The sequence below is a fragment of the Aquabacterium sp. genome (assembly GCF_036279675.1).
Lineage (GTDB): Bacteria > Pseudomonadota > Gammaproteobacteria > Burkholderiales > Burkholderiaceae_C > Aquabacterium.
In genome coordinates, this window is sequence record NZ_DASUIS010000005.1 from 1 (window position 1) to 18252 (window position 18252).

16 protein-coding genes are annotated in these 18252 nt (G+C 62.4%); 7 read left to right on the top strand and 9 right to left on the bottom strand.

What is annotated here, in order from left to right; genetic code table 11:
- Positions 1-193: EAL domain-containing protein (locus tag VFW93_RS00430; RefSeq protein ID WP_329692020.1), on the top strand; the 193-nt coding region annotated here is incomplete at its 5' end.
- Positions 194-484: 291 nt separating this feature from the next.
- On the opposite strand, the gene VFW93_RS00435 is transcribed toward VFW93_RS00430, so the two are convergent.
- Complete coding sequence (locus tag VFW93_RS00435) at positions 485-1663, bottom strand: MFS transporter (protein WP_329692021.1); 1179 nt, start codon at positions 1661-1663, stop codon at positions 485-487.
- A gap of 119 nt (positions 1664-1782) precedes the next feature.
- Between VFW93_RS00435 and gshA the strand changes: the two genes are divergently transcribed.
- The 3 genes from gshA to VFW93_RS00450 all read left to right on the top strand — a co-directional run bounded on the left by gshA (position 1783) and on the right by VFW93_RS00450 (position 5640).
- Positions 1783-3075 carry a glutamate--cysteine ligase gene (gshA, locus tag VFW93_RS00440; protein ID WP_329692022.1) on the top strand — a complete coding sequence of 431 codons (1293 nt, stop codon included), beginning with the start codon at positions 1783-1785 and terminating at the stop codon, positions 3073-3075.
- A gap of 140 nt (positions 3076-3215) precedes the next feature.
- The gene (locus VFW93_RS00445) at positions 3216-5084 is read left to right on the top strand and encodes a potassium transporter Kup (RefSeq protein ID WP_329692023.1); all 1869 of its coding nucleotides are present in this window, start codon (positions 3216-3218) and stop codon (positions 5082-5084) included.
- Positions 5085-5232: 148 nt separating this feature from the next.
- Entirely contained in the window at positions 5233-5640 is a 408-nt protein-coding gene (locus VFW93_RS00450) for a MerR family DNA-binding transcriptional regulator (RefSeq protein WP_329692024.1), read from the top strand.
- A gap of 9 nt (positions 5641-5649) precedes the next feature.
- On the opposite strand, the gene gstA is transcribed toward VFW93_RS00450, so the two are convergent.
- A complete protein-coding gene (gstA, locus tag VFW93_RS00455; RefSeq protein ID WP_329692025.1) occupies positions 5650-6261 on the bottom strand; it encodes a glutathione transferase GstA in 612 nt (203 codons plus the stop codon).
- A 157-nt stretch (positions 6262-6418) separates the two neighbouring features.
- Here gstA and VFW93_RS00460 point away from each other — a divergent pair, with 157 nt between their 5' ends.
- Both VFW93_RS00460 and VFW93_RS00465 read left to right on the top strand, forming a co-directional pair.
- Positions 6419-6880, top strand: a complete 462-nt coding sequence (locus VFW93_RS00460; protein ID WP_329692026.1) for a PaaI family thioesterase — start codon at positions 6419-6421, stop codon at positions 6878-6880.
- Between the two features lie 18 nt (positions 6881-6898).
- On the top strand, positions 6899-8077 hold the full coding sequence (locus VFW93_RS00465; RefSeq protein WP_329692027.1) for an isovaleryl-CoA dehydrogenase: 1179 nt from the start codon (positions 6899-6901) through the stop codon (positions 8075-8077).
- Positions 8078-8103: 26 nt separating this feature from the next.
- Here the strand turns inward: VFW93_RS00465 and VFW93_RS00470 are convergent, their stop codons facing one another.
- The 4 genes from VFW93_RS00470 to VFW93_RS00485 all read right to left on the bottom strand — a co-directional run bounded on the left by VFW93_RS00470 (position 8104) and on the right by VFW93_RS00485 (position 12120).
- The gene (locus tag VFW93_RS00470) at positions 8104-8802 is read right to left on the bottom strand and encodes a hypothetical protein (RefSeq protein ID WP_329692028.1); all 699 of its coding nucleotides are present in this window, start codon (positions 8800-8802) and stop codon (positions 8104-8106) included.
- A 224-nt stretch (positions 8803-9026) separates the two neighbouring features.
- Positions 9027-9869, bottom strand: a complete 843-nt coding sequence (locus tag VFW93_RS00475) for a PEP-CTERM sorting domain-containing protein (protein ID WP_329692029.1) — start codon at positions 9867-9869, stop codon at positions 9027-9029.
- Between the two features lie 131 nt (positions 9870-10000).
- Positions 10001-11278 (bottom strand): beta-propeller fold lactonase family protein, encoded by a 1278-nt coding sequence (locus VFW93_RS00480; RefSeq protein ID WP_414639543.1) that lies wholly within the window; start codon positions 11276-11278, stop codon positions 10001-10003.
- A gap of 26 nt (positions 11279-11304) precedes the next feature.
- On the bottom strand, positions 11305-12120 hold the full coding sequence (locus tag VFW93_RS00485) for a creatininase family protein (protein WP_329692030.1): 816 nt from the start codon (positions 12118-12120) through the stop codon (positions 11305-11307).
- Positions 12121-12161: 41 nt separating this feature from the next.
- On the opposite strand from VFW93_RS00485, the gene VFW93_RS00490 reads away from it, so the two are divergent.
- Positions 12162-12776 carry a TetR/AcrR family transcriptional regulator gene (locus tag VFW93_RS00490; RefSeq protein ID WP_329692031.1) on the top strand — a complete coding sequence of 205 codons (615 nt, stop codon included), beginning with the start codon at positions 12162-12164 and terminating at the stop codon, positions 12774-12776.
- Positions 12777-12780: 4 nt separating this feature from the next.
- On the opposite strand, the gene VFW93_RS00495 is transcribed toward VFW93_RS00490, so the two are convergent.
- From VFW93_RS00495 to VFW93_RS00505, 3 genes are read right to left on the bottom strand one after another with little or no spacing between them, the layout of a single operon-like run.
- Entirely contained in the window at positions 12781-13542 is a 762-nt protein-coding gene (locus VFW93_RS00495) for a class II glutamine amidotransferase (protein WP_329692032.1), read from the bottom strand.
- Positions 13543-13598: 56 nt separating this feature from the next.
- Complete coding sequence (locus VFW93_RS00500; RefSeq protein WP_329692033.1) at positions 13599-16622, bottom strand: CHASE domain-containing protein; 3024 nt, start codon at positions 16620-16622, stop codon at positions 13599-13601.
- 21 nt (positions 16623-16643) lie between these two features.
- A complete protein-coding gene (locus VFW93_RS00505; protein WP_329692034.1) occupies positions 16644-18170 on the bottom strand; it encodes a methyl-accepting chemotaxis protein in 1527 nt (508 codons plus the stop codon).
- Between the last annotated feature and the right edge of the window lie 82 nt (positions 18171-18252).

The following is an 18252-nucleotide window of genomic DNA, read 5'->3' on the forward strand; positions in this document are numbered from 1 at the left end:
CGTGAAAGGCGTGATCGGGCTGGCGAGCACCCTGGGCATGGATGTGACGGCTGAGGGTGTGGAAGACGAAGGCCAGCGCAGCTTCCTGTGCCAGGAGGGATGCACCTACCTGCAGGGCTATGGCATCGCGCGGCCCATGCCTGCCGAGGACATGGCGCGGTGGATGCGGGAACGGGTGGCTTCTCAGGTTTGAGGTGCGTTTGCGCAGGATCGGGGCGGCGGGGCGCTCTGCGCCGCTCGTGTCCCCCGCCGGCTGTGCCGGCTCCTCCTTTGCCTCGCTTTGCAGAACGCCCCACCACCCCGATCTGAAACGATGGTGGCTCGCCAACGGTGGTGTGCCTGCGTGTGGGATGCCCTCGGGTGTGGGGTGCCTGGCGCAGCGGCATAAAGGGGGAAAACCGGCGAAGCCGGTTTGGAGGACAGCCGCGGAGCCAGGTGCCCCATGTCCTCGGGCCTGCAAAGCAAGTGACGCGCGAGCAGCCGATCAAACCACCGCCCGCACCTCCCGCCGTCGCACTGAGGCCAGCCACAACAAGGCCACGCCCGTGAGTGCCACCGGCACCAGCGAGCCCAGGTTCAGCCACTGCCAGCCTTGTGTGGTGACCAGCGCCCCCGACGCAAAAGACGTGAAGGCCATGGTGGCGAACACGCAGAAATTGATGGCCGCTTGCGCACGGTCTTTTTCCTCCGGCCGGTAGGCGGTCATGGCCAGGGTGGTGCTGCCGGTGAACAGGAAATTCCAACCCACCCCCAGCAGGAACAGCGCGATCAGGAACTGGTGCAGGTCCACGCCCGACAACGCAATCGCAATACACAGCGCATTGAGCAGCACCCCCACACCCATGATGGGCAAGGTGCCAAACCGTTTGATCAGGTGGCCGGTGAAAAAACCCGGTGCAAACATGCCAATCACATGCCACTCCAGCACCAGCGCCGCGTCTTTGAAGGCATAGCCACACACCTGCATGGCCAAAGGCGTGGCCGCCATCAGCAGGTTCATCACCCCGTAGCCCAGGGCCGCCCCCACGGCGGCCACCACAAAGGCCGGTTGCCGCATGATCTCGCGCAGCGGACGACCGCCGTCGGCGCCGGGCGCCTTGGCTGGCAAGGGCGGAAAGTGGATGTTGGCCATCACGCCCATGGACAACACCGCCACCACCGCCAGCGATAGGTAGGCGCCGGCAAACGGCACCCCCATCAGGTCTTGCGTGCGGCTGGCCAGGTTGGGGCCCACCACCGCGCCAATCAGGCCACCCGCCATCACCAGCGACACGGCCTTTTCACGGAAGGTGGTGCTGGCCAGCTCGGCGGCGGCAAAGCGGTAGAGCTGGCCGTTGGCGCTGTAGTAGCCGGCGAACATGGTGCTGGCCACCAGCAGCCAGAACTGGGTGTGCATCACCGCCCAGGCGCACAGCAGGGCCGACGTGAAGGCCACCAGCAGCCCCAGTTGGAACGACACCTTCCGGCCCCACTTGGCCTGCGTCTTGGCCACCAACCCGGTGGACACCGCGCCCCCCACCACATACCCCATCACCGGCAGGGTGGCCATCCAGCCCAGTGGCGCCAGCGCCAGGCCCACCAGACCGTTGATGGCGATGAACACCACGTTGTTGGTGAGGAACAGGCCTTGGGCGGCGGCCAGCAGCCAGAGATTTTTGTTCATAAGTCTTTGTTTATATCCGAGTCTCTGCCGCGACGCCGGTCGCTCTTGCGATGTGTCCATTCGCCCCCATGTGCTGCGGCTCCTAGAATCGTCAAACCCTCCCACTCAGAAGGCCACCCATGGTCCCCCACCTCGTCACCGCACTCACTGGCCCCATCAACGAGCTGGAGCAGCGCATCCTCGAATCCACGCCGGTGATCGAACGCTGGTTCCGCCTGGAATGGATGGAGCACACGCCGCCTTTCTACACCTCGGTCGACGTGCGAAACGCCGGCTTCAAGCTGGCGCCGGTGGACACCAACCTCTACCCCGGCGGCTGGAACCACCTCACGCCCGAGATGCTGCCGCTGGCGGTGCAGGCCGCCATGGCCGCCATCGAAAAGATTTGTCCCGAGGCCAAGAACCTGCTGCTGGTGCCCGAGAACCGCCGCGATGTCTCTTACCTGAGCAACCTCGCGCAACTGCAGCGATTGTTTTACATGGCGGGTCTCAACGTGCGTTTGGGCTCCTTGTCCAACGACATCAAGGACCCCACCACCATCGAGCTGCCGGGCGGCGACAAGGTGACGCTGGAGCCGCTGATCCGCAGCAAGCGCCGCCTGGGTCTGAAAAACTTCGACCCCTGCACCATCCTGCTCAACAACGACCTGCGTGCCGGCGTGCCTGGCATTCTGGAAGACCTGCACGAGCAGTACCTGCTGCCGCCGTTGCACGCGGGCTGGGCCACCCGGCGCAAGAGCCAGCACTTCAAGGCCTACGAAGAGGTGTCCAAGCGCTTCGGCAAGCTGCTGGGCATGGACCCGTGGCTGATCAACCCGCTCTACAACCAGTGTGGCGAGGTGGATTTTGCGCAAGGCACGGGCCTGGAGTGCCTGCGCAGCAACGTGGACGCCCTGCTGACCAAGGTGCGCCGCAAGTACAAGGAATACGGCATCAACGAAAAGCCGTTTGTGGTGGTCAAGGCGGACGACAGCCACCCCGGTTTTGGCCTGCTGTCGGTGCGTGATGTGAAAGACCTGGACGCGCTGGTGGCCAAGGCCCAGAAGTCCATGGCCGCTGCGGGCGGTGCAGCGGTGGCGCCCGATGTGATCATCCAGGAGGGCGTCCTCACCCACGAGCGCATCAACGACGCCGTGGCCGAGCCGGTGGTCTACATGATGGACCGCTATGTGGTGGGGGGCTTCTACCGCGTGCACGCCGAGCGCGGCGAAGAGGAAAGCCTGAGCGCGCCGGGCGCCCGATTTGTGCCCCTGGCTTTCGAGAAGAGCGCCATCATGCCCCAGCCTGGCCAGAAACCCGGTGCCAGTGCACCCAACCGCTTCTACATGTACGGCGTGATCGGCCGCTTGGCCATGCTGGCGGCCAGCTACGAGCTGGAGGCCACAGACCCCGAGGCAGAGTCCTACGACTGAGAAAGTTGTTGCAATGCAACATGGTTGCACGCACGGGTGTGGTTTAGACGCCATACCCGGTTGGCAGCGCTGGGCGGCAGGCGCAGAATCGGCCACCTTGCAACAGCGTGGCAGCGGCCCTGAGCCGGTGCCTGTTTTTTGTGTCCGCATCCAAATCCTCACTCGCCGCGCTCACCCTGGGGGCCATTGGCGTGGTCTATGGCGACATCGGCACCAGCGTGCTGTACGCCGTCAAGGAAGTCTTCGGTTCCGGGCATGTGCCCTTCACCCACGACAACGTGTACGGCGTGTTGTCCATCCTGTTCTGGACACTCACCGTCATCGTTTCTTTGAAATACGTGGTGCTGGTTCTGCGGGCCGACAACGCTGGCGAGGGTGGGTTGATCGCCATGCTGGCGCTGGCCTCGCAGGCGGTGAAGGACCGGCCCGAGTTGCGTCGCGTGCTGTTGGTCATTGGCATCTTCGGCACCTCGCTGTTTTATGGCGACGGCGTCATCACGCCAGCCATCTCGGTGCTGTCGGCGGTGGAGGGCCTGGAGGTGGTATCGCCCGCGTTTCGCCAGTACGTGGTGCCGCTCACGCTCGTTGTCTTGTTCGTGCTGTTTGCCGTGCAAAAACGGGGCACCGGCGGCATTGGCAAGTTTTTCGGTCCCATCACCCTGGTGTGGTTCTTCACCATCGCGGCGCTCGGGGTCTCGCACATCATCGGCCACCCTGAAATCCTGGGTGCGCTCAGTCCCCATCACGCCCTGCGCTTCATGTGGCATCAACCGGGCACCACCTTCATCATCCTGGGCGCGGTGGTGTTGTGCGTGACGGGCGGCGAGGCCCTCTATGCCGACATGGGCCACTTTGGCAAAAAGCCCATCCGCCTGGCCTGGTTCTCGGTGGTCATGCCTTGCCTGACGCTCAACTACTTCGGCCAGGGCGCCTTGCTGCTCGAAGATCCCGAGGCGGTCAAGAATCCCTTCTTCAACATGGCGCCTGACTGGCTGTTGCTGCCCCTGGTGGGCCTGGCCACCATGGCCACCGTCATCGCTTCGCAGGCCCTGATTTCGGGGGCGTTCAGCGTCACCAAACAAGCCATCCAGATGGGCTACCTACCGCGCCTGAACATCCAGCACACCAGCGTGCGCGACACCGGGCAGATCTACATGCCCATGGTCAACTGGGGCCTGTTTGCCGCCATCGTGTTGGCCGTGGTCATGTTCAAGTCGTCCAGCAACCTGGCGGCGGCCTACGGTATCGCGGTCACGCTGGACATGCTGATCACCACCGTGCTCACCTTCTTCGTCATCCGTTACGGCTGGAAGTACCCGCTGTGGCTGTGCCTGGCCGCCACGGGCTGGTTTTTTGTGGTGGACATCCTGTTCTTCTCGTCCAACCTGCTCAAGCTGTTCGCCGGTGGCTGGTTCCCGCTCATGATCGGCGGCGTTGTCTTCGCTTTGATGATGACCTGGAAGCAGGGCCGGGCCTTGCTGACCGAGGCCCACATGGCCGAGGCCATCGACCTGTCGAGTTTCCTGGAGGCGGTGTTCGTGAGCCCGCCGCTGCGGGTGGCGGGCACGGCGGTGTTTCTCACGGCCGAGAAGGGGGCGGTGCCCAACGCCTTGCTGCACAACCTCAAGCACAACAAGGTGCTGCACGAGCAAAACCTGTTCGTGACCGTGCGCAACCACGAGGTGCCATGGATTGGCCTGGACAAGCGCCTGGAGGTGGAACCGCTGGGCCACGACTGCTGGCAGGTGGTGATCCACTACGGCTTCAAGAACGACCCGGACGTGCCCAAGGCCTTGCAACTGCTGCGCGGCCGTGGCTGTGAGCTGGAGGCGATGACCACCAGCTATTTCCTGTCGCGCGACACCGTCATCCCCACCATTGGCAGCGGCATGGCGCCCTGGCGCGAAAAACTGTTCGCCCAGATGCACCACAACGCGGGTGCGGCGGCGGACTTTTTGAACCTGCCCAGCAACGCGGTCATCGAGCTCGGTTCGAAAATCGAAATCTAGGCGCCCCCACGCCCCACCGCTGCGCGGATTGCTGCACCCTCCTTGGTGGCTGCCCTGGCTTGGGGTGGCCAGCCGCCAGGTCCTCGCAGTTGGTGGCGTTAAGATGCGTCGCTTGACGTTAACGTAAACGTCAAGGTACAACGCAGCCATGGCCACGAACCCGACCTACACCATCAGCGATCTGGCGCGGGAGTTCGACCTCACGACCCGCGCGATACGTTTCTACGAAGACATGGGCTTGCTGCAGCCGCAGCGCGAAGGCCCGGGCGGGCGCAACCGGGTGTACTCGTCGCGCGACCGCACCCGCCTCAAACTCACGCTGCGCGCCAAACGCCTGGGTTTTTCGCTCACTGAGGCCAAGGACATCATCGAGATGTACGACAGCCCCCGCGACACAGGGCCGCAGTTGCGCAAGTTTTTGCAGGTGCTGGCCGCACACCGCCAACAAATCGAAGACCAGCTGGCCGATTTGCAGGCCAACCTTGACGAGGTCAAGGTGCACGAAAAGGAGGCGCGAAGCCTCCTGTCCAAGGTCGAAAAGACCGAGAAGGCCTGACGCGCGGGTTCAGGCCAGCAGGCCTTCGGCGCGCAGGGCGGCCTGCACCGCCGGGCGCGCTGCCACGCGGGCGGTGTGGGCCTGTATGTGGGCATGTGCCGAGAGGTCCACACCGACACGAGGCGCCCAAGAACACACCACAAACAGGTAGCCATCGGCCACCGTGAACTGTTCGCCCATCAGGAAAGATTTGCCCTCGAGCTGGCTGTTGATCCACTTCAGGCGGCCTTGCAGGCGCTCGGTGGTGGCGGCCTTCACCTCGGCCGGTGTGGCGGGGTTGAACAGGGGGCTGAAGCCGCCCTTGTGCACTTCGGTGGCAATCAGGTTGAGCCAAGCCTGCAACTGGTAGCGCGCCACGGTGCCGTTGGCGGGTGCCAGCTGTTTGGCGGGAGCCTGGTCGGCGATGAACTGCATGATGGCCGGGCCTTCGGTCAGCTTGGTGCCGTCGTCCAGCTGCAGCAGGGGCACATAACCCAGTGGGTTGATGGTGTAGTAGTCGGTGCCGTCGGGCAACTGGTGCGTTTTGGTCGGAGCGGGAATGCCTTCGTAAGGCAGGCCGGCTTCTTCGATGGCGATGTGGCTGGCCAGGGAGCAGGCGCCGGGCGAGTAGTAGAGCTTCATGTGCGAACGGTTCAAAGGTGAAATTGACAGAACCGGCATCGTAGCCGCCCCGGCGAAACCCCGCGCGCTGACGGTCTTGTGGCAAACCCCAGTTGGCAGCCTGGGTTGGCCTGGGTCATAATTGACGTTTACGTAAACGTCAAGTCTGCGTCGTTTCATGACCCACCCCACCTTTGTGCCCGCTGTGCCCGAATTTGCCGACCGCGTGCGGGCTAGTTTTGCCCGCCAGGGTGCCATGGACACCCTGGGCGCACGCCTGGAGGAGGTGGCGCCTGGTCGGGTGGTCATCGCCTTCGACTGGGCGCAAGGTCTGACACAGCAGCACGGTTTCATCCACGCCGGCCTGGTGTCCACCGCGCTCGATTCCGCGTGTGGCTACGCTGGCTTCAGCCTCATGTCGGCTGACGCGGCGGTGCTCACCATCGAGTTCAAGATCAACCTGCTGGCGCCCGCCAAGGGGCAGCATTTCCGCGCGGTCGGCACGGTGGTCAAACCCGGGCGCACCATCACCGTGTGCGAGGGGCATTTCTACGCCATCGATGGTGGCCGTGAAAAACTGGCCGCCACCATGGGCTGCACCTTGATGGCCGTGACCGGCCGCGAGAACATCCAATCCTGATTGTCTGGAGACACGAACATGAACCTGCCTGGCCTGAATTTCCAACTCGGTGAAGACATCGATGCCTTGCGCGACGCGGTGCGCGACTTTGCCCAAGCCGAGATCGCCCCGCGCGCGGCCGAGATCGACCGCAACGACCAATTCCCCATGGACCTGTGGCCCAAGATGGGCGAGCTGGGCGTGCTGGGCATCACCGTGCCCGAGCAGTACGGCGGCGCCAACATGGGCTACCTCGCCCACATGATCGCCATGGAGGAAATCTCGCGCGCCTCGGCCAGCGTGGGCTTGAGCTATGGCGCGCACTCCAACCTGTGTGTCAACCAGATCAAGCGCAACGGCAACGACGCGCAAAAGCAGAAGTACCTGCCCAAGCTGATCAGCGGTGAACACGTGGGCGCGCTCGCCATGAGCGAGCCGGGCGCCGGCTCCGACGTCATCAGCATGAAGCTCAAGGCCGAAGACAAAGGCGGCTACTACCTGCTCAACGGCAGCAAGATGTGGATCACCAACGGCCCCGACGCCGACACCATGGTGGTCTACGCCAAGACCGAACCCGAGATGGGCGCACGCGGCGTCACCGCCTTCATCGTCGAGAAGGGCATGAAGGGTTTCTTCACCGCCCAGAAGCTGGACAAGCTGGGCATGCGCGGCAGCCACACGGGCGAGATGGTGTTCCAGAACGTGGAGGTGCCGGCCGAAAACATCCTGGGTGGCCTGAACATGGGTGCCAAGGTGCTGATGAGCGGCCTGGACTACGAACGCGCCGTGCTCTCGGGCGGCCCGCTGGGCATCATGCAGGCTGTGATGGACAACATCGTGCCCTACATCCACGAGCGCAAGCAGTTCGGCCAGGCCATTGGCGAGTTCCAGTTGTTGCAAGGCAAGGTGGCCGACATGTACACCATGCAACAGGCCGTGAAATCATTTGCCTACACGGTGGCCAAGAACCTCGACAACCTGGGCGACAAGCATGCCCGCCATGTGCGCAAGGACTGCGCCGCGTTGATCCTGATGGCCGCTGAAAAAGCCACCTGGATGGCATCCGAGGGCATCCAGATCTTCGGTGGCAACGGCTACATCAACGAGTACCCGCTGGGCCGCCTGTGGCGTGATGCCAAGCTGTACGAAATTGGCGCCGGCACGTCCGAGATCCGTCGCATGCTGATCGGGCGGGAGTTGTTTGCCGAGACGATGTGAGGGCTGCGCCAGGGGAACTGGCGCCATCAGAGCTTGATGGCTGCGGGGGGCAAGGCGCGACGCCCCACCCATACCAACGCCATCAAGCCAACACCCCACATCAACGCCGTATCGGGTTCAGGCACAGTCGATACCGACAACAACGTTGCCTTGCCTGCGAACTGCTGCTCGTTGTACGACACGAGTTGGCCTTGAACGCTCGTCGATGTCTCATAGCGCTCTACCCAGCCAGCTGATGGCAACCCAATTTGCGCCTGCAAAAAGGAAGTCATCTGCTCAAGAGACCAGGATTGCAGCTCGGTCGGGGTGGCAGAGCCCCAAACATTCGACATGGACAGCGAACGCGCATAGTGCTGCGTCACCACTTGCTGGCCATCTACCGCCTGCGCCTGGCGATCAGCTGCCACATCCAGCGATACGGCAACCGGCTGAGCCAGTGCTGGCCGCCCTACGTCATTGACCCATGCGGTCAACTCGGCCGTCGTGACGGGTACGGACTGAAAGGAAAACCCAGACTCCAGTGCTGCGGAATCCGGCGAAGCAGACATGGCGGCAACAGGGTCGGTCCAAGCGATACCAACGGCACCGCTAAAGGGCACCTTCATCAGGCGAGCTGCCGTATTCTGATCGAACACCACCGTGACTTGAAAGTGCTCAGGCGACACGCTCCACGCATCGACACTCTGCGCCGCGCCAACACCAGAGACCAGCGTCTTGGCGTTCATGCCGACATCGAATACCAACTCGATCGACTCTGCGTGAACTGCGCTGGCACCCAGGACGCCGCACAAGACCATGCCCATTGCAAAACGTTGCACTACCGCTCCTTGACAGTTTGTTATTTGCCTATCGGATCGCGACTTGCCAGATAGCTTTGCCGTTGGCCAGTCGCTCGAACGCACACCCGAGATCCGCCGCATGTTGAATCCGCGAATCTCCACGCTCGGGCTCAACGTCGCCCGCGACGTCGAACCATACAACCCAGCCCGAACAAACCAAAGCCCATCATCAAGCTGCTGGCAGGCTCTGGCACGACAGTCACTGAGCGAATCGTCATGGCGCCAACATACGACTCATGGTCATACGCCACCACGTCTTGCGCGGCATTGGAGGGGACCCAGGCACCATCAAGCTGCGTGGCGTTTCTGACGGTTCGGGTGTAGGTCTCGTTGAAGTCGCCGACCTGCGTTCCTACCAATGACTGCAGGTAGTCCACCAGGCCAGCGGCACGCCAGACCTGGAAGTCAGAACGAGGTACACCATACAGTTCTTCTGTCCGCAACGAAAAGGCACGCGCATAGTTCGATTCGCTGGACTGCGCCCCGAAGGTGTACCCGCCCACGACATGCGCAGCATCGAACGTAAAAGTCGTCGGAGCATTCCCAAAAGTCCAGTTCTCGGCATTGGCGACCAACAAGGTTGACGCCACGCTTCCACCGCTGTAGGTCTCCTCTGGTTGAGCTGCCAGGCGCGCCATCAGCGACGCCGTATAGGGGCTTGCCGACATGCTTTTGAGCTCGTAGCGCCCTTCGACCAAGGCGAAATTCTCGTCCACATTTGGCGGAATCGAAGGGATGCCATCCAAGTCGATTGACAAGGTGATCTGAAACGCGTCCGACACATCCGTTGATGTTGTTGTCAACGGACCCCACATATTGCCGACCTGATAAACGCCGCTTCCCTGAAGGTGTGATCGGACATGCACGTCCACCAACACCTCGACGGTATCAGCCAAGGCGCTTGCACAAGCAAACGCACCAAGCATCGCTACGCAGATTGACTTCAAGCGCACGGGAACTCCCTTGATTCCTGGCAAGTTGCTACTTGCTCTACAAACGAGCGAATGTCCTTTATCCGCTCTTCACGCCCAAGCCTAACATTCCATGCGCAGCCCTGCCCCCCCGTGAACAGGCGGGGAGACACTCAGCGCAAGTTACCCGTGTGCCCCAGGCAATACCGCCCCGGCTGAGGCCACACCACCAGGCCATGCGGCTCGGCGCCCACCTTGATCTGCTTCACATCGCCATTGCCCGTGTCCACACGGTAAACGACGTCATCAAAACGGCCGGACAGCCACAGCCACTTGCCATCAGCGCTCACATTGCCCATGTCGGGGCTGCCGCCGCCGGGAATGGGCCAACGGGCGGTCACCTTTTCGGTGGCGAAATCAATCACCGTGACGCTGCCAGGCCCGCGTCGGTCACCGTGGATCTTGTGCGAGCCGCGGTTGGCGACATACAGGCTCTTGCCATCGCGGCTGGGATACAGGCCGTGTGCTGCCACACCCGTGGTCACGAAGCCGACTTCCTTGAAGGCATCACCATCGAGGATGTGCACACCATCAGCTTCCATGTCGGCCACGTAGAAGTGCTTGCCGTCCGGCGAAATGCGGATGTCTTGCGGCATGCCCTTCTTGGCTGTGCAGATCTCGGTGTCCGGCAGGCCTTGAGGTACGGGCTTGTCCTTCAGGCGCGTGGCCGGCATCCTGAGCTTGAGGTAGCCCAGCACTTCACGCTTGACCAGATCGATCTTGGCCACGCTGCCTTCGAACTCGCATGTGAAGATGGCGTAGCGCCCATCGATCGAAAAATCGGCGTGGTTGATGCCGCCACATTGAGGCACATCGATCGAGTACTGCATAGCCATGGTGTGCGCATCACGGAAGTCCAGGCGATGGCGCGCTTCCGCCACCACGATGGCCGACTTGCCGTCCGGCGAGAAGTACATGTTGTAGGGGTCATCGACAGGCACGTTCTTGCCGGGCTTGCCAGTGCGCGGGTCCACCGGGGTGAGACTACCGGTCAGCTTGCGCTCGGCATTGTTGGCGACCCACAGCGTGCGCAAGTCCCATGAGGGGATCACGTGCTGGGGCGCATCACCCACCTTGAACTTGTCGACCACCTTCATTTTGGCCGGATCGATCACGTAGACATCATGCGATCGCAAGTTGGGCACATATATGCGCTCCAGATCCTCCTTGACTGCAGGCAGGATCTTGCTCGGACCACTGGTTTCACTGTAGACATTGCGCACATCGACAACGGGCGGCATGCCAGGCACCGTCGTGATGCTGCCCCCCGTGGGTGCAGCCACGCCAGGTTGCTGAGCGGACACAGGGCCATAGACCAGCAGGGCAGACACGGCAGCGGTGATGGCGGCCAGGGCCAGACCACCGGCCAGAATCTTGTTATTCGAGGACATGCTCTCTCCAGGGGGCAGAAACGAGATCAACGTGCACGCTGCGCCGCACGGATCGCCGCCAGCGATGATTCCACAATGCGCTTGACGCCAATCTGACCCAGATCAGCGGTCGCTCGGCGTGGATCGCCAGTCACGCCATTGTGCGCCCCGGCCACAGGCGCTTGCGCCATGGCTTGCGGTCGCACCAGCTTGGGGTCGATGGCCAGGGTCAGTGCGGTGTCGGCCAGGCCAGCATGGGTGCCGATCTCGGCTTCACTGAAACCTCGCTTCTTGAGTTCAGCCACATAGGCTGTCTGGGTGACGCGGTAGTAATCGGTCAACGCCAGTACCCGGCAATTCGGATCGCGCGCCCATTCCTTGTTGAGTCTGGCCGCCACGCGTTCTTCGCTCTTCTGGTAGCCGCCATGGTCACCCAGAAAGACAATGTCGCGGAAGCCGTGCTGCTTGAAGCTGCGAGCGGTGGCCTCCAGCAGGCCTTCAAACACGGCATCTGGCAGCGAGATGGTGCCTGCGAAGCGCATGTGCGCCACGGGCGGGGTGATGCTGCCCTCCGGCACATAAGCGATCACGGGCGCCACCACCGCGTGCCCCAGGCCCTCTGCGATCTGCCCGGCCAGCACGCGGGCCCTGACATTGTGTTTGCCCAGCACCATGTGCGGGCCATTCTGCTCGGTGCCGCCAATGGGGATCAGCACGGTGGTGCTGCCAGCGGCCACCATGGCCTGCAACTCAGGCGAGGTCATGTCCTCGATATAGAGTGACGAAGCGGCATGCGCCCAGCTCATTGTGGCCAGCATCCATGCGCCCAGGCGCAAGGCGGAAAGTAGGTACCGAGGTTTCATGCCCTCATCGTAACGCCGCGCGCAGGATGGACAATAGGCACATGGACAACGATGGCACTACCACCCGCAACTACCACCACGGCAATCTGCGTGCCGCGCTGATTGACGCCGGCCTGGCCGCGCTGGAAAAAAGTGATCAGGCGGCATTCAGCTTGCGCGCCATTGCCCGAGAGGTCGGTGTGTCCGCCAACGCGGCTTACAGGCACTTCGCCAGCAAGGATGACTTGCTGAGCGCCCTGGCCGCGGAGGGCTTTCGACGCTTCGCAGCGCAGCAGGCCGCCGCAGCCCAGCAAGGCGCGGGCAACATCGGCGAGCTGCGCACGGCCACGGCCAAAGCCTATGTGTCGTTCGCGCAAGCCCACCCCGCGTTGTTTCGGCTCATGTTCAGCCGATTCCTGTATGCCAGCAGCAGCGAGGACCTCAAAGTTGCCGCCGCAACGGCCTTCCAGCTACTGCTCCAGGCATCGGCCCAACAGGCAGGCGTCGCGCCAGACAGCGAACAGGCCATGATGACCGCGGTCGCCAACTGGAGCATGGTGCATGGCCTGAGCCACCTCTTGCTGGATGGTCAGTTGAGCGTCTTCGGTTTCGGGCTGGATCAGATGATCGACGGCATCGTGAACCTGCAAGGCGCCAATCGACCAAAAGCGACGTAGGCCCTCAAGGGGTGATCATGGGCGCCCCGCCCACGAAGGCCTTCAACTCGCCGGCGGACATCGCGGTCCAGTGCTCGTTGAGGGTCAGGGGCTCGGTAGCGATCACGGCAACGCGGTCTTCCGGTGTGGCCATCTCGGCGAAGTTCACCGCCATGTCCTGATCCTGCAAGCGGGCCATGCCAAACGGATGCTGGCGCACCAGGTAATGCAGCTTGGTAGAGCAGTGCGCCCACAGTGCCTCCCCCTGGCTGAGCATGAAGTTGAACGTGCCGTGGCGTGCCACTTGCGGCACCAGCTCCTTCAATGTGGCGGTGAGTTCGGTCACGCTGGGCATGCTGGCATGACTCTTGGCCAGCTCCTGCATCAACCAGCAAAAGGCCCGTTCGCTGTCAGTGTCGCCAACCGGCCGAAAGGCCGCATGCAGTTTGGGATTGAAATCGACCAGATTGCCATTGTGCGCAAACGCCCAGTAGCAACCCCACAGCTCGCGTACGAACGGATGGCAGTTCTCCAGTGCCACCCGCCCTTGCGTGGCCTTGCGAATGTGGGCAATGACATGTCGGCTCTGGATGGGGTACCGCTTGATCAGCTCAGCTACCGGCGAGACGCTGGCCGCCTGGTGGTCGACAAAGAGGCGCACGCCACGCCCTTCAAAAAAGGCGATGCCAAACCCGTCGGCATGTTCACAGGCCCGGGTAGCAAAACCGGAAAAGCTGAAAACGATGTCGGTTGGCGTGTTGCAGTTCATGCCCAGCAACTGGCACATGGGTTGGCGCTCCTGAAAAAACCCGGACGGGCAAGGCGCCCATGGTACCTGCACGGTCACGCCAAAGTCAGCACGGGCGACGGCAACTCCTGCGGCAACCACAGGGTCATGGTGGTGCCCTTGCCCAGCTCGCTGCTGACATCCAGGCGCCCGCCCATCAATTCCATGATCTCCTTGACGATGCTCACGCCCAGCCCTGTGCCTGGGATGTTGCCGGACTTGTCTGCGCGGAAAAACCGCTCGCCCATGTGCGCCAGCTGCTCGGGCGTCATGCCGATGCCCTGATCGACCACACTGATGCCCGACCACCGACTGCCCGACTCGTCCAGTTGCACAGGGAAGCTCACGGACACCGCCCCCCCCTGCGGCGAGTACTTGTAGGCATTGGACAGCACGTTCAGGAAGGCCTGACACATCTTTTGCTGGTCGGCACGGACCAGGGTTTCGCCTTCTGGCCTGATCACGATCGGCGCCTCTCGATCGGCGGGCGGCTTGAAGTCGCCCACCACCCCTTCCACGATGGTGACCAGATCGATGGCCCGACACTCGAAGTCCGCCCCACGCTGGCTTTCGATGCGAGCCAGATCCAGCAGCTCGTTGATGATCGAGATCATCACCTCGCACTGGCGGTACACCTTGCCAAGCAGGTCCTTCTGTTTCTCGGGCTTCATCTCACGCGTCAACATCAGTTCGATGAAGCCGTAGATGCTGGCCATGGGCGTACGCAATTCGTGCGCCGCCATCGACAGGAAGGCGTTCTTCATGCGATCGACCTCGGCTTCATGCGTCACATCCCGCACCAGCAAGAGCCGCGACACCGTGTCACCTTGTGTCTGATACAGACTCAGCGCCAGCATTCGGCCTGCTGGCGACTTCATCTGCAAGACAAGCCGATGCCTGGAAAGCCATGACATGGGATCCGCATCTGCCGGGGCGAGCATCAGGCCGTCAAGCGATTGCAACGCCGGCGGATTGACGCAACGCGCGAACAACTGGCTCAGGAACTCGGACTCATCCAGACAGAGCACGGACTCGGCCGACAAACCGGTGAGATCGGTGTAGGCCGCGCTCGCGTAATTGACCTGCCCATCAGCACCAAAGGACACAAAACCATCCGGACTCAAGCTGAAAATGGCGCTGAGTTGCTCACTGTGTTTCTGAATCACTTCCTCGGCCAGATGCCGATCATGAACGTCCTGCAGCGATCCGGCCATCCGCGTGGCGAACCCGTTTTCATCAAAGAAGGTCTTGCCCCGACAACGGACCCATCGATAGCCACCCGACTTGGTTCGCAGAGGGTAGGTTGCATCCAGCGGTCTGGTCCGCTTCAACGCGCCTTCGATGGTTCCGAGCACGCTGCGCCTGTGATCAGGATGCAGCAGGTTCTCGAACGCATCCAGACCTGCAGGAAATTCGTTGAGCTCGTAGCCCAGCATGCGGTAGAGCTGGGGAGACCACCACATCTTGTGGTCGTTTACGTTGAACCAGTCCCACAGGCCATCACTGCCACCATCGATGGCCAACTGGTAACGCTCGGCCATGTCGGCCAGTTCCTGCTGGTTGCGTTTGGCATCGGTGATGTCGGTGCGGATGGACAGATACTTCTCGATGCGCCCCCTTGCGTCCTTCAATGGCACAACCGTGGTCTTGACCCAGTAGAGCGAACCATCCCTGGCACGGTTGCACACATCACCTTCCCAAGGCTCGCCCCTTGAAATCGTCTGCCACATCTCCGTCCAGAAGGCCTGATCGTGTTGATCCGAACCCATCACCCTGTGCGAGCGGCCGATCAGCTCCTCACGCGTGTAGCCGCTGACCTTGCAAAACGACTCGTTGACATCCACGATGTGTCCCTCGGCGTCCGACACCGACATCAGGTTGAATCGGTGCAGGGTGTCCAGCAGGGTCGTGTTGTCACGCAGGGCCAGCTCGGCGCTTTGCTTGGCGGCGCTCAAATCGGAGGTCATCGCCTGGGCCAGTGCTTCGGCACGAGCGCGCCCCACCAGCAACAACCACACCGTGACGGCCAGCAGACCACTGAGCATGCAACCGGACAAGGCAAACCACCAGACCGTGGCGCTTTCGTAGCGTCGCTCGAATTCCTGGGTGCTGCCGATACGAAGCGTCAGGCTGTGCCCACCGATGTCCAGCCGACGAAAAGCCTCGAACTTCGGACCTGTCGAGCCCCATATCGCATGGGCCGCCTGGGCCCGCTCCGCGTTCAGCCCCAAGGCAAAAACACGCTGGTTGGAGGCCATGTCGTCGCCATCAAACACGGCCAGATCGAGCTGTTGGTCGGCCACGTCACCAATGCCGTTGAAGAACTCCTCCAGCACGATCGGGGCGTAGATCAGCCCAATGAGGTTGCGCCGACGATCGTCAGGCGTATCGATCTTGCTGGCCCAATTGAAGACGGGCAGGAAATAGAGGTAGCCCGGTCGACTTTTCCCGTCCTGCACCAGGGTGATACGCGCAGTCAGGGCCGGCTGGCCTGAGCGAACCGCACGCTCGGCAGCCTCTCGCCGAATGGCCTCCGAGCCAATGTCGTAACCCCAGGCCTTTTCGTTGTTGGCCAATGGCTCGATGTACTTGATGACGAACAGATCACTCGCCACCCCCGATGTGCGAACCGTGAACCCGGGCGCCCCGTCCTGACGCTCGACCTCGATGAAGTCGGCAAGCGCCTTGCGATCCACGCGCTGGATGAAGCCCAGACCGCGAATGCCGCTCATGTCCTCCTGGATACGCCTGGAGGCCACCCAGATTCGAAAGGCATCTCGTTCAACCGGGGACTGGCTCGCGTGGAAATATCCCCTCAAACCCTGGAAGGTGTTGAGCACGCGGGTAAACCGCTGGGCCACACTGGCGTCAAGCTTGTCGGCATACCGATCAAAGTTGAGCTGGGCTTCATGTCTGGACTCTGTCTTGATCCAGAACGCCCCCATCACCGTGAGGCTCAGCCCCAGCAGCAGAGCCCCCAGGCTGCCGGCCAGCCCCGCCAGCCTTCGCTCACGGGACAGGGCCATCTCCTGCGGCGCCCAGCGTCGCTGGATGGCGGTCAAGGTGCCACGCAAGGTCATGGTGCCACGCCGGGATGAAGATCAGAAAAAGTCGATGCCTTCGGGCTCCGCGACCCTGGGGGCCGAAGGCGCAGCTTGTTCCTTCGGCCTGTCTCGAAGGACGGGAGGTGCCGTCACCTTGCGCACCGCAGCCTCATCCGTCGGGGCGCGCCCCACGGCAGTCGTACCACCCAGCTTGAAGGCGCTGAGTACCTCCGACATCTTGCTGGCATGTTCCATGAGTTCAACGGCGATGCTGCTGGAAGCCTCGGCCACCGCGATGTTCTGCTGGGTGACTGCATCCAGGTCCTTGACCGATTGCGTGACGACATCGATGCCACCGGCATGCTCGTGCGAGTCGGCAGACAAGCGTTCGAACACCTCACCCACGCGCCGCACGGACTCCACGATGTCATCCATGGTGGTCCCGGTCATATTCACCTGCTCGACACCGGACTCCACCGTCTGCATGGAAGACGTGATCAGCGATTTGATCTCGCGCGCTGCCTCTGATGAGCGCAATGCCAGGCTGCGCACTTCCGCGGCGACCACGGCAAAACCTCTACCCTGTTCGCCTGCACGTGCAGCTTCCACTGCCGCGTTCAGCGCCAGGATGTTGGTCTGGAAGGCAATGCCGTCAATGACGGAAATGATGTCGGTGATCTTGCGGGATGACTGCGCAATCGCCTGCATGGTATCGACCACGCGCTTGACCTGTTGCCCACCGTTATTGGCCAGATCGGTTGCGCGAGCTGCCATTGTTCTGGCCTCCATGGAGGCCTGCGCGCTGGTCTGCACGATCAGGTTGATCTGCTCCAGGCACATGGCCGCATCGCGCAAGCCGGAAGCCGTGGTCATGGTGCGGTCACTCAGCTCCGTGCTGCCTTGCCGCAGCACCTCTGAAGCGCTTTGAACGCCGTCGATCGATGAGTGCACCTGGCGGATCGCTTCTGCCATGCGCTGTTGCACATGCTTGAGACGCTTGCCCACCACGGAGTCCGCACGCAGCACATCCAGATTGAGTCGAATGGGCCCGTCGAACCCCATGGCGCGGATGAGAAAGTCCAGTTCAAACCGCTCGGCCTCAGCCTGCTCTTCGCACAGCGCGACATAGGCGAGGTAGACGTATTGCAAAGCCAGGCCACACAACATCACGGCCACATCAGGGTGACCGGGTTGACGGGATCCCCACAACAGCAGGAAGGATGACAGCGCGGCGCCAACCGTCAGGATCAGCTTCCAGTTCCGGTACTGCAGGAGCAAGCTGCCCAGCAGGAACAGGCCAATGTAGGACTCGACCTTGACCCCAGCCACCACCATCTGGCTACAGACCAGACCCGCAGCAGAGGCAGACAACACCGCTCTCGACCAGACCGTGCCACGCAAGAACGAATAGGCGCCTAGCGCCAGCACGGCACACGCCCCCGCCACCTCGGAAGACAGTACCAGTTGCCCGCTTCCATAGCCCTGCGCAAGCAATATCAGACCGCCGACAATGATGGCGAACAGCATGACCGCATCCGTCTTTCGAGGACTGTGCTTGTTCGGTTTAGGGCTGAGTGTGCTCATGAGGCTGTTCTTGACTATCGGTGCCTCGTCAAATTCGGCAGTTTGATGAAAAACTTGAGCCCGGCCGAACTGATGTCAAGCC

Excerpts from the sequence above, each read along its gene's own strand:
- VFW93_RS00495 (WP_329692032.1), bottom strand. The coding sequence starts at position 13,542 with ATGTGCCAGTTGCTGGGCATGAACTGCAACACGCCAACCGACATCGTT.
- VFW93_RS00450 (WP_329692024.1), top strand. The coding sequence starts at position 5,233 with ATGGCCACGAACCCGACCTACACCATCAGCGATCTGGCGCGGGAGTTC.
- VFW93_RS00485 (WP_329692030.1), bottom strand. The coding sequence starts at position 12,120 with ATGAAACCTCGGTACCTACTTTCCGCCTTGCGCCTGGGCGCATGGATG.
- VFW93_RS00470 (WP_329692028.1), bottom strand. The coding sequence starts at position 8,802 with ATGAACGCCAAGACGCTGGTCTCTGGTGTTGGCGCGGCGCAGAGTGTC.
- VFW93_RS00505 (WP_329692034.1), bottom strand. The coding sequence starts at position 18,170 with ATGAGCACACTCAGCCCTAAACCGAACAAGCACAGTCCTCGAAAGACG.
- VFW93_RS00435 (WP_329692021.1), bottom strand. The coding sequence starts at position 1,663 with ATGAACAAAAATCTCTGGCTGCTGGCCGCCGCCCAAGGCCTGTTCCTC.
- VFW93_RS00490 (WP_329692031.1), top strand. The coding sequence starts at position 12,162 with ATGGACAACGATGGCACTACCACCCGCAACTACCACCACGGCAATCTG.
- VFW93_RS00465 (WP_329692027.1), top strand. The coding sequence starts at position 6,899 with ATGAACCTGCCTGGCCTGAATTTCCAACTCGGTGAAGACATCGATGCC.
- gshA (WP_329692022.1), top strand. The coding sequence starts at position 1,783 with ATGGTCCCCCACCTCGTCACCGCACTCACTGGCCCCATCAACGAGCTG.
- VFW93_RS00460 (WP_329692026.1), top strand. The coding sequence starts at position 6,419 with ATGACCCACCCCACCTTTGTGCCCGCTGTGCCCGAATTTGCCGACCGC.
- VFW93_RS00500 (WP_329692033.1), bottom strand. The coding sequence starts at position 16,622 with ATGACCTTGCGTGGCACCTTGACCGCCATCCAGCGACGCTGGGCGCCG.
- VFW93_RS00480 (WP_414639543.1), bottom strand. The coding sequence starts at position 11,278 with ATGTCCTCGAATAACAAGATTCTGGCCGGTGGTCTGGCCCTGGCCGCC.
- gstA (WP_329692025.1), bottom strand. The coding sequence starts at position 6,261 with ATGAAGCTCTACTACTCGCCCGGCGCCTGCTCCCTGGCCAGCCACATC.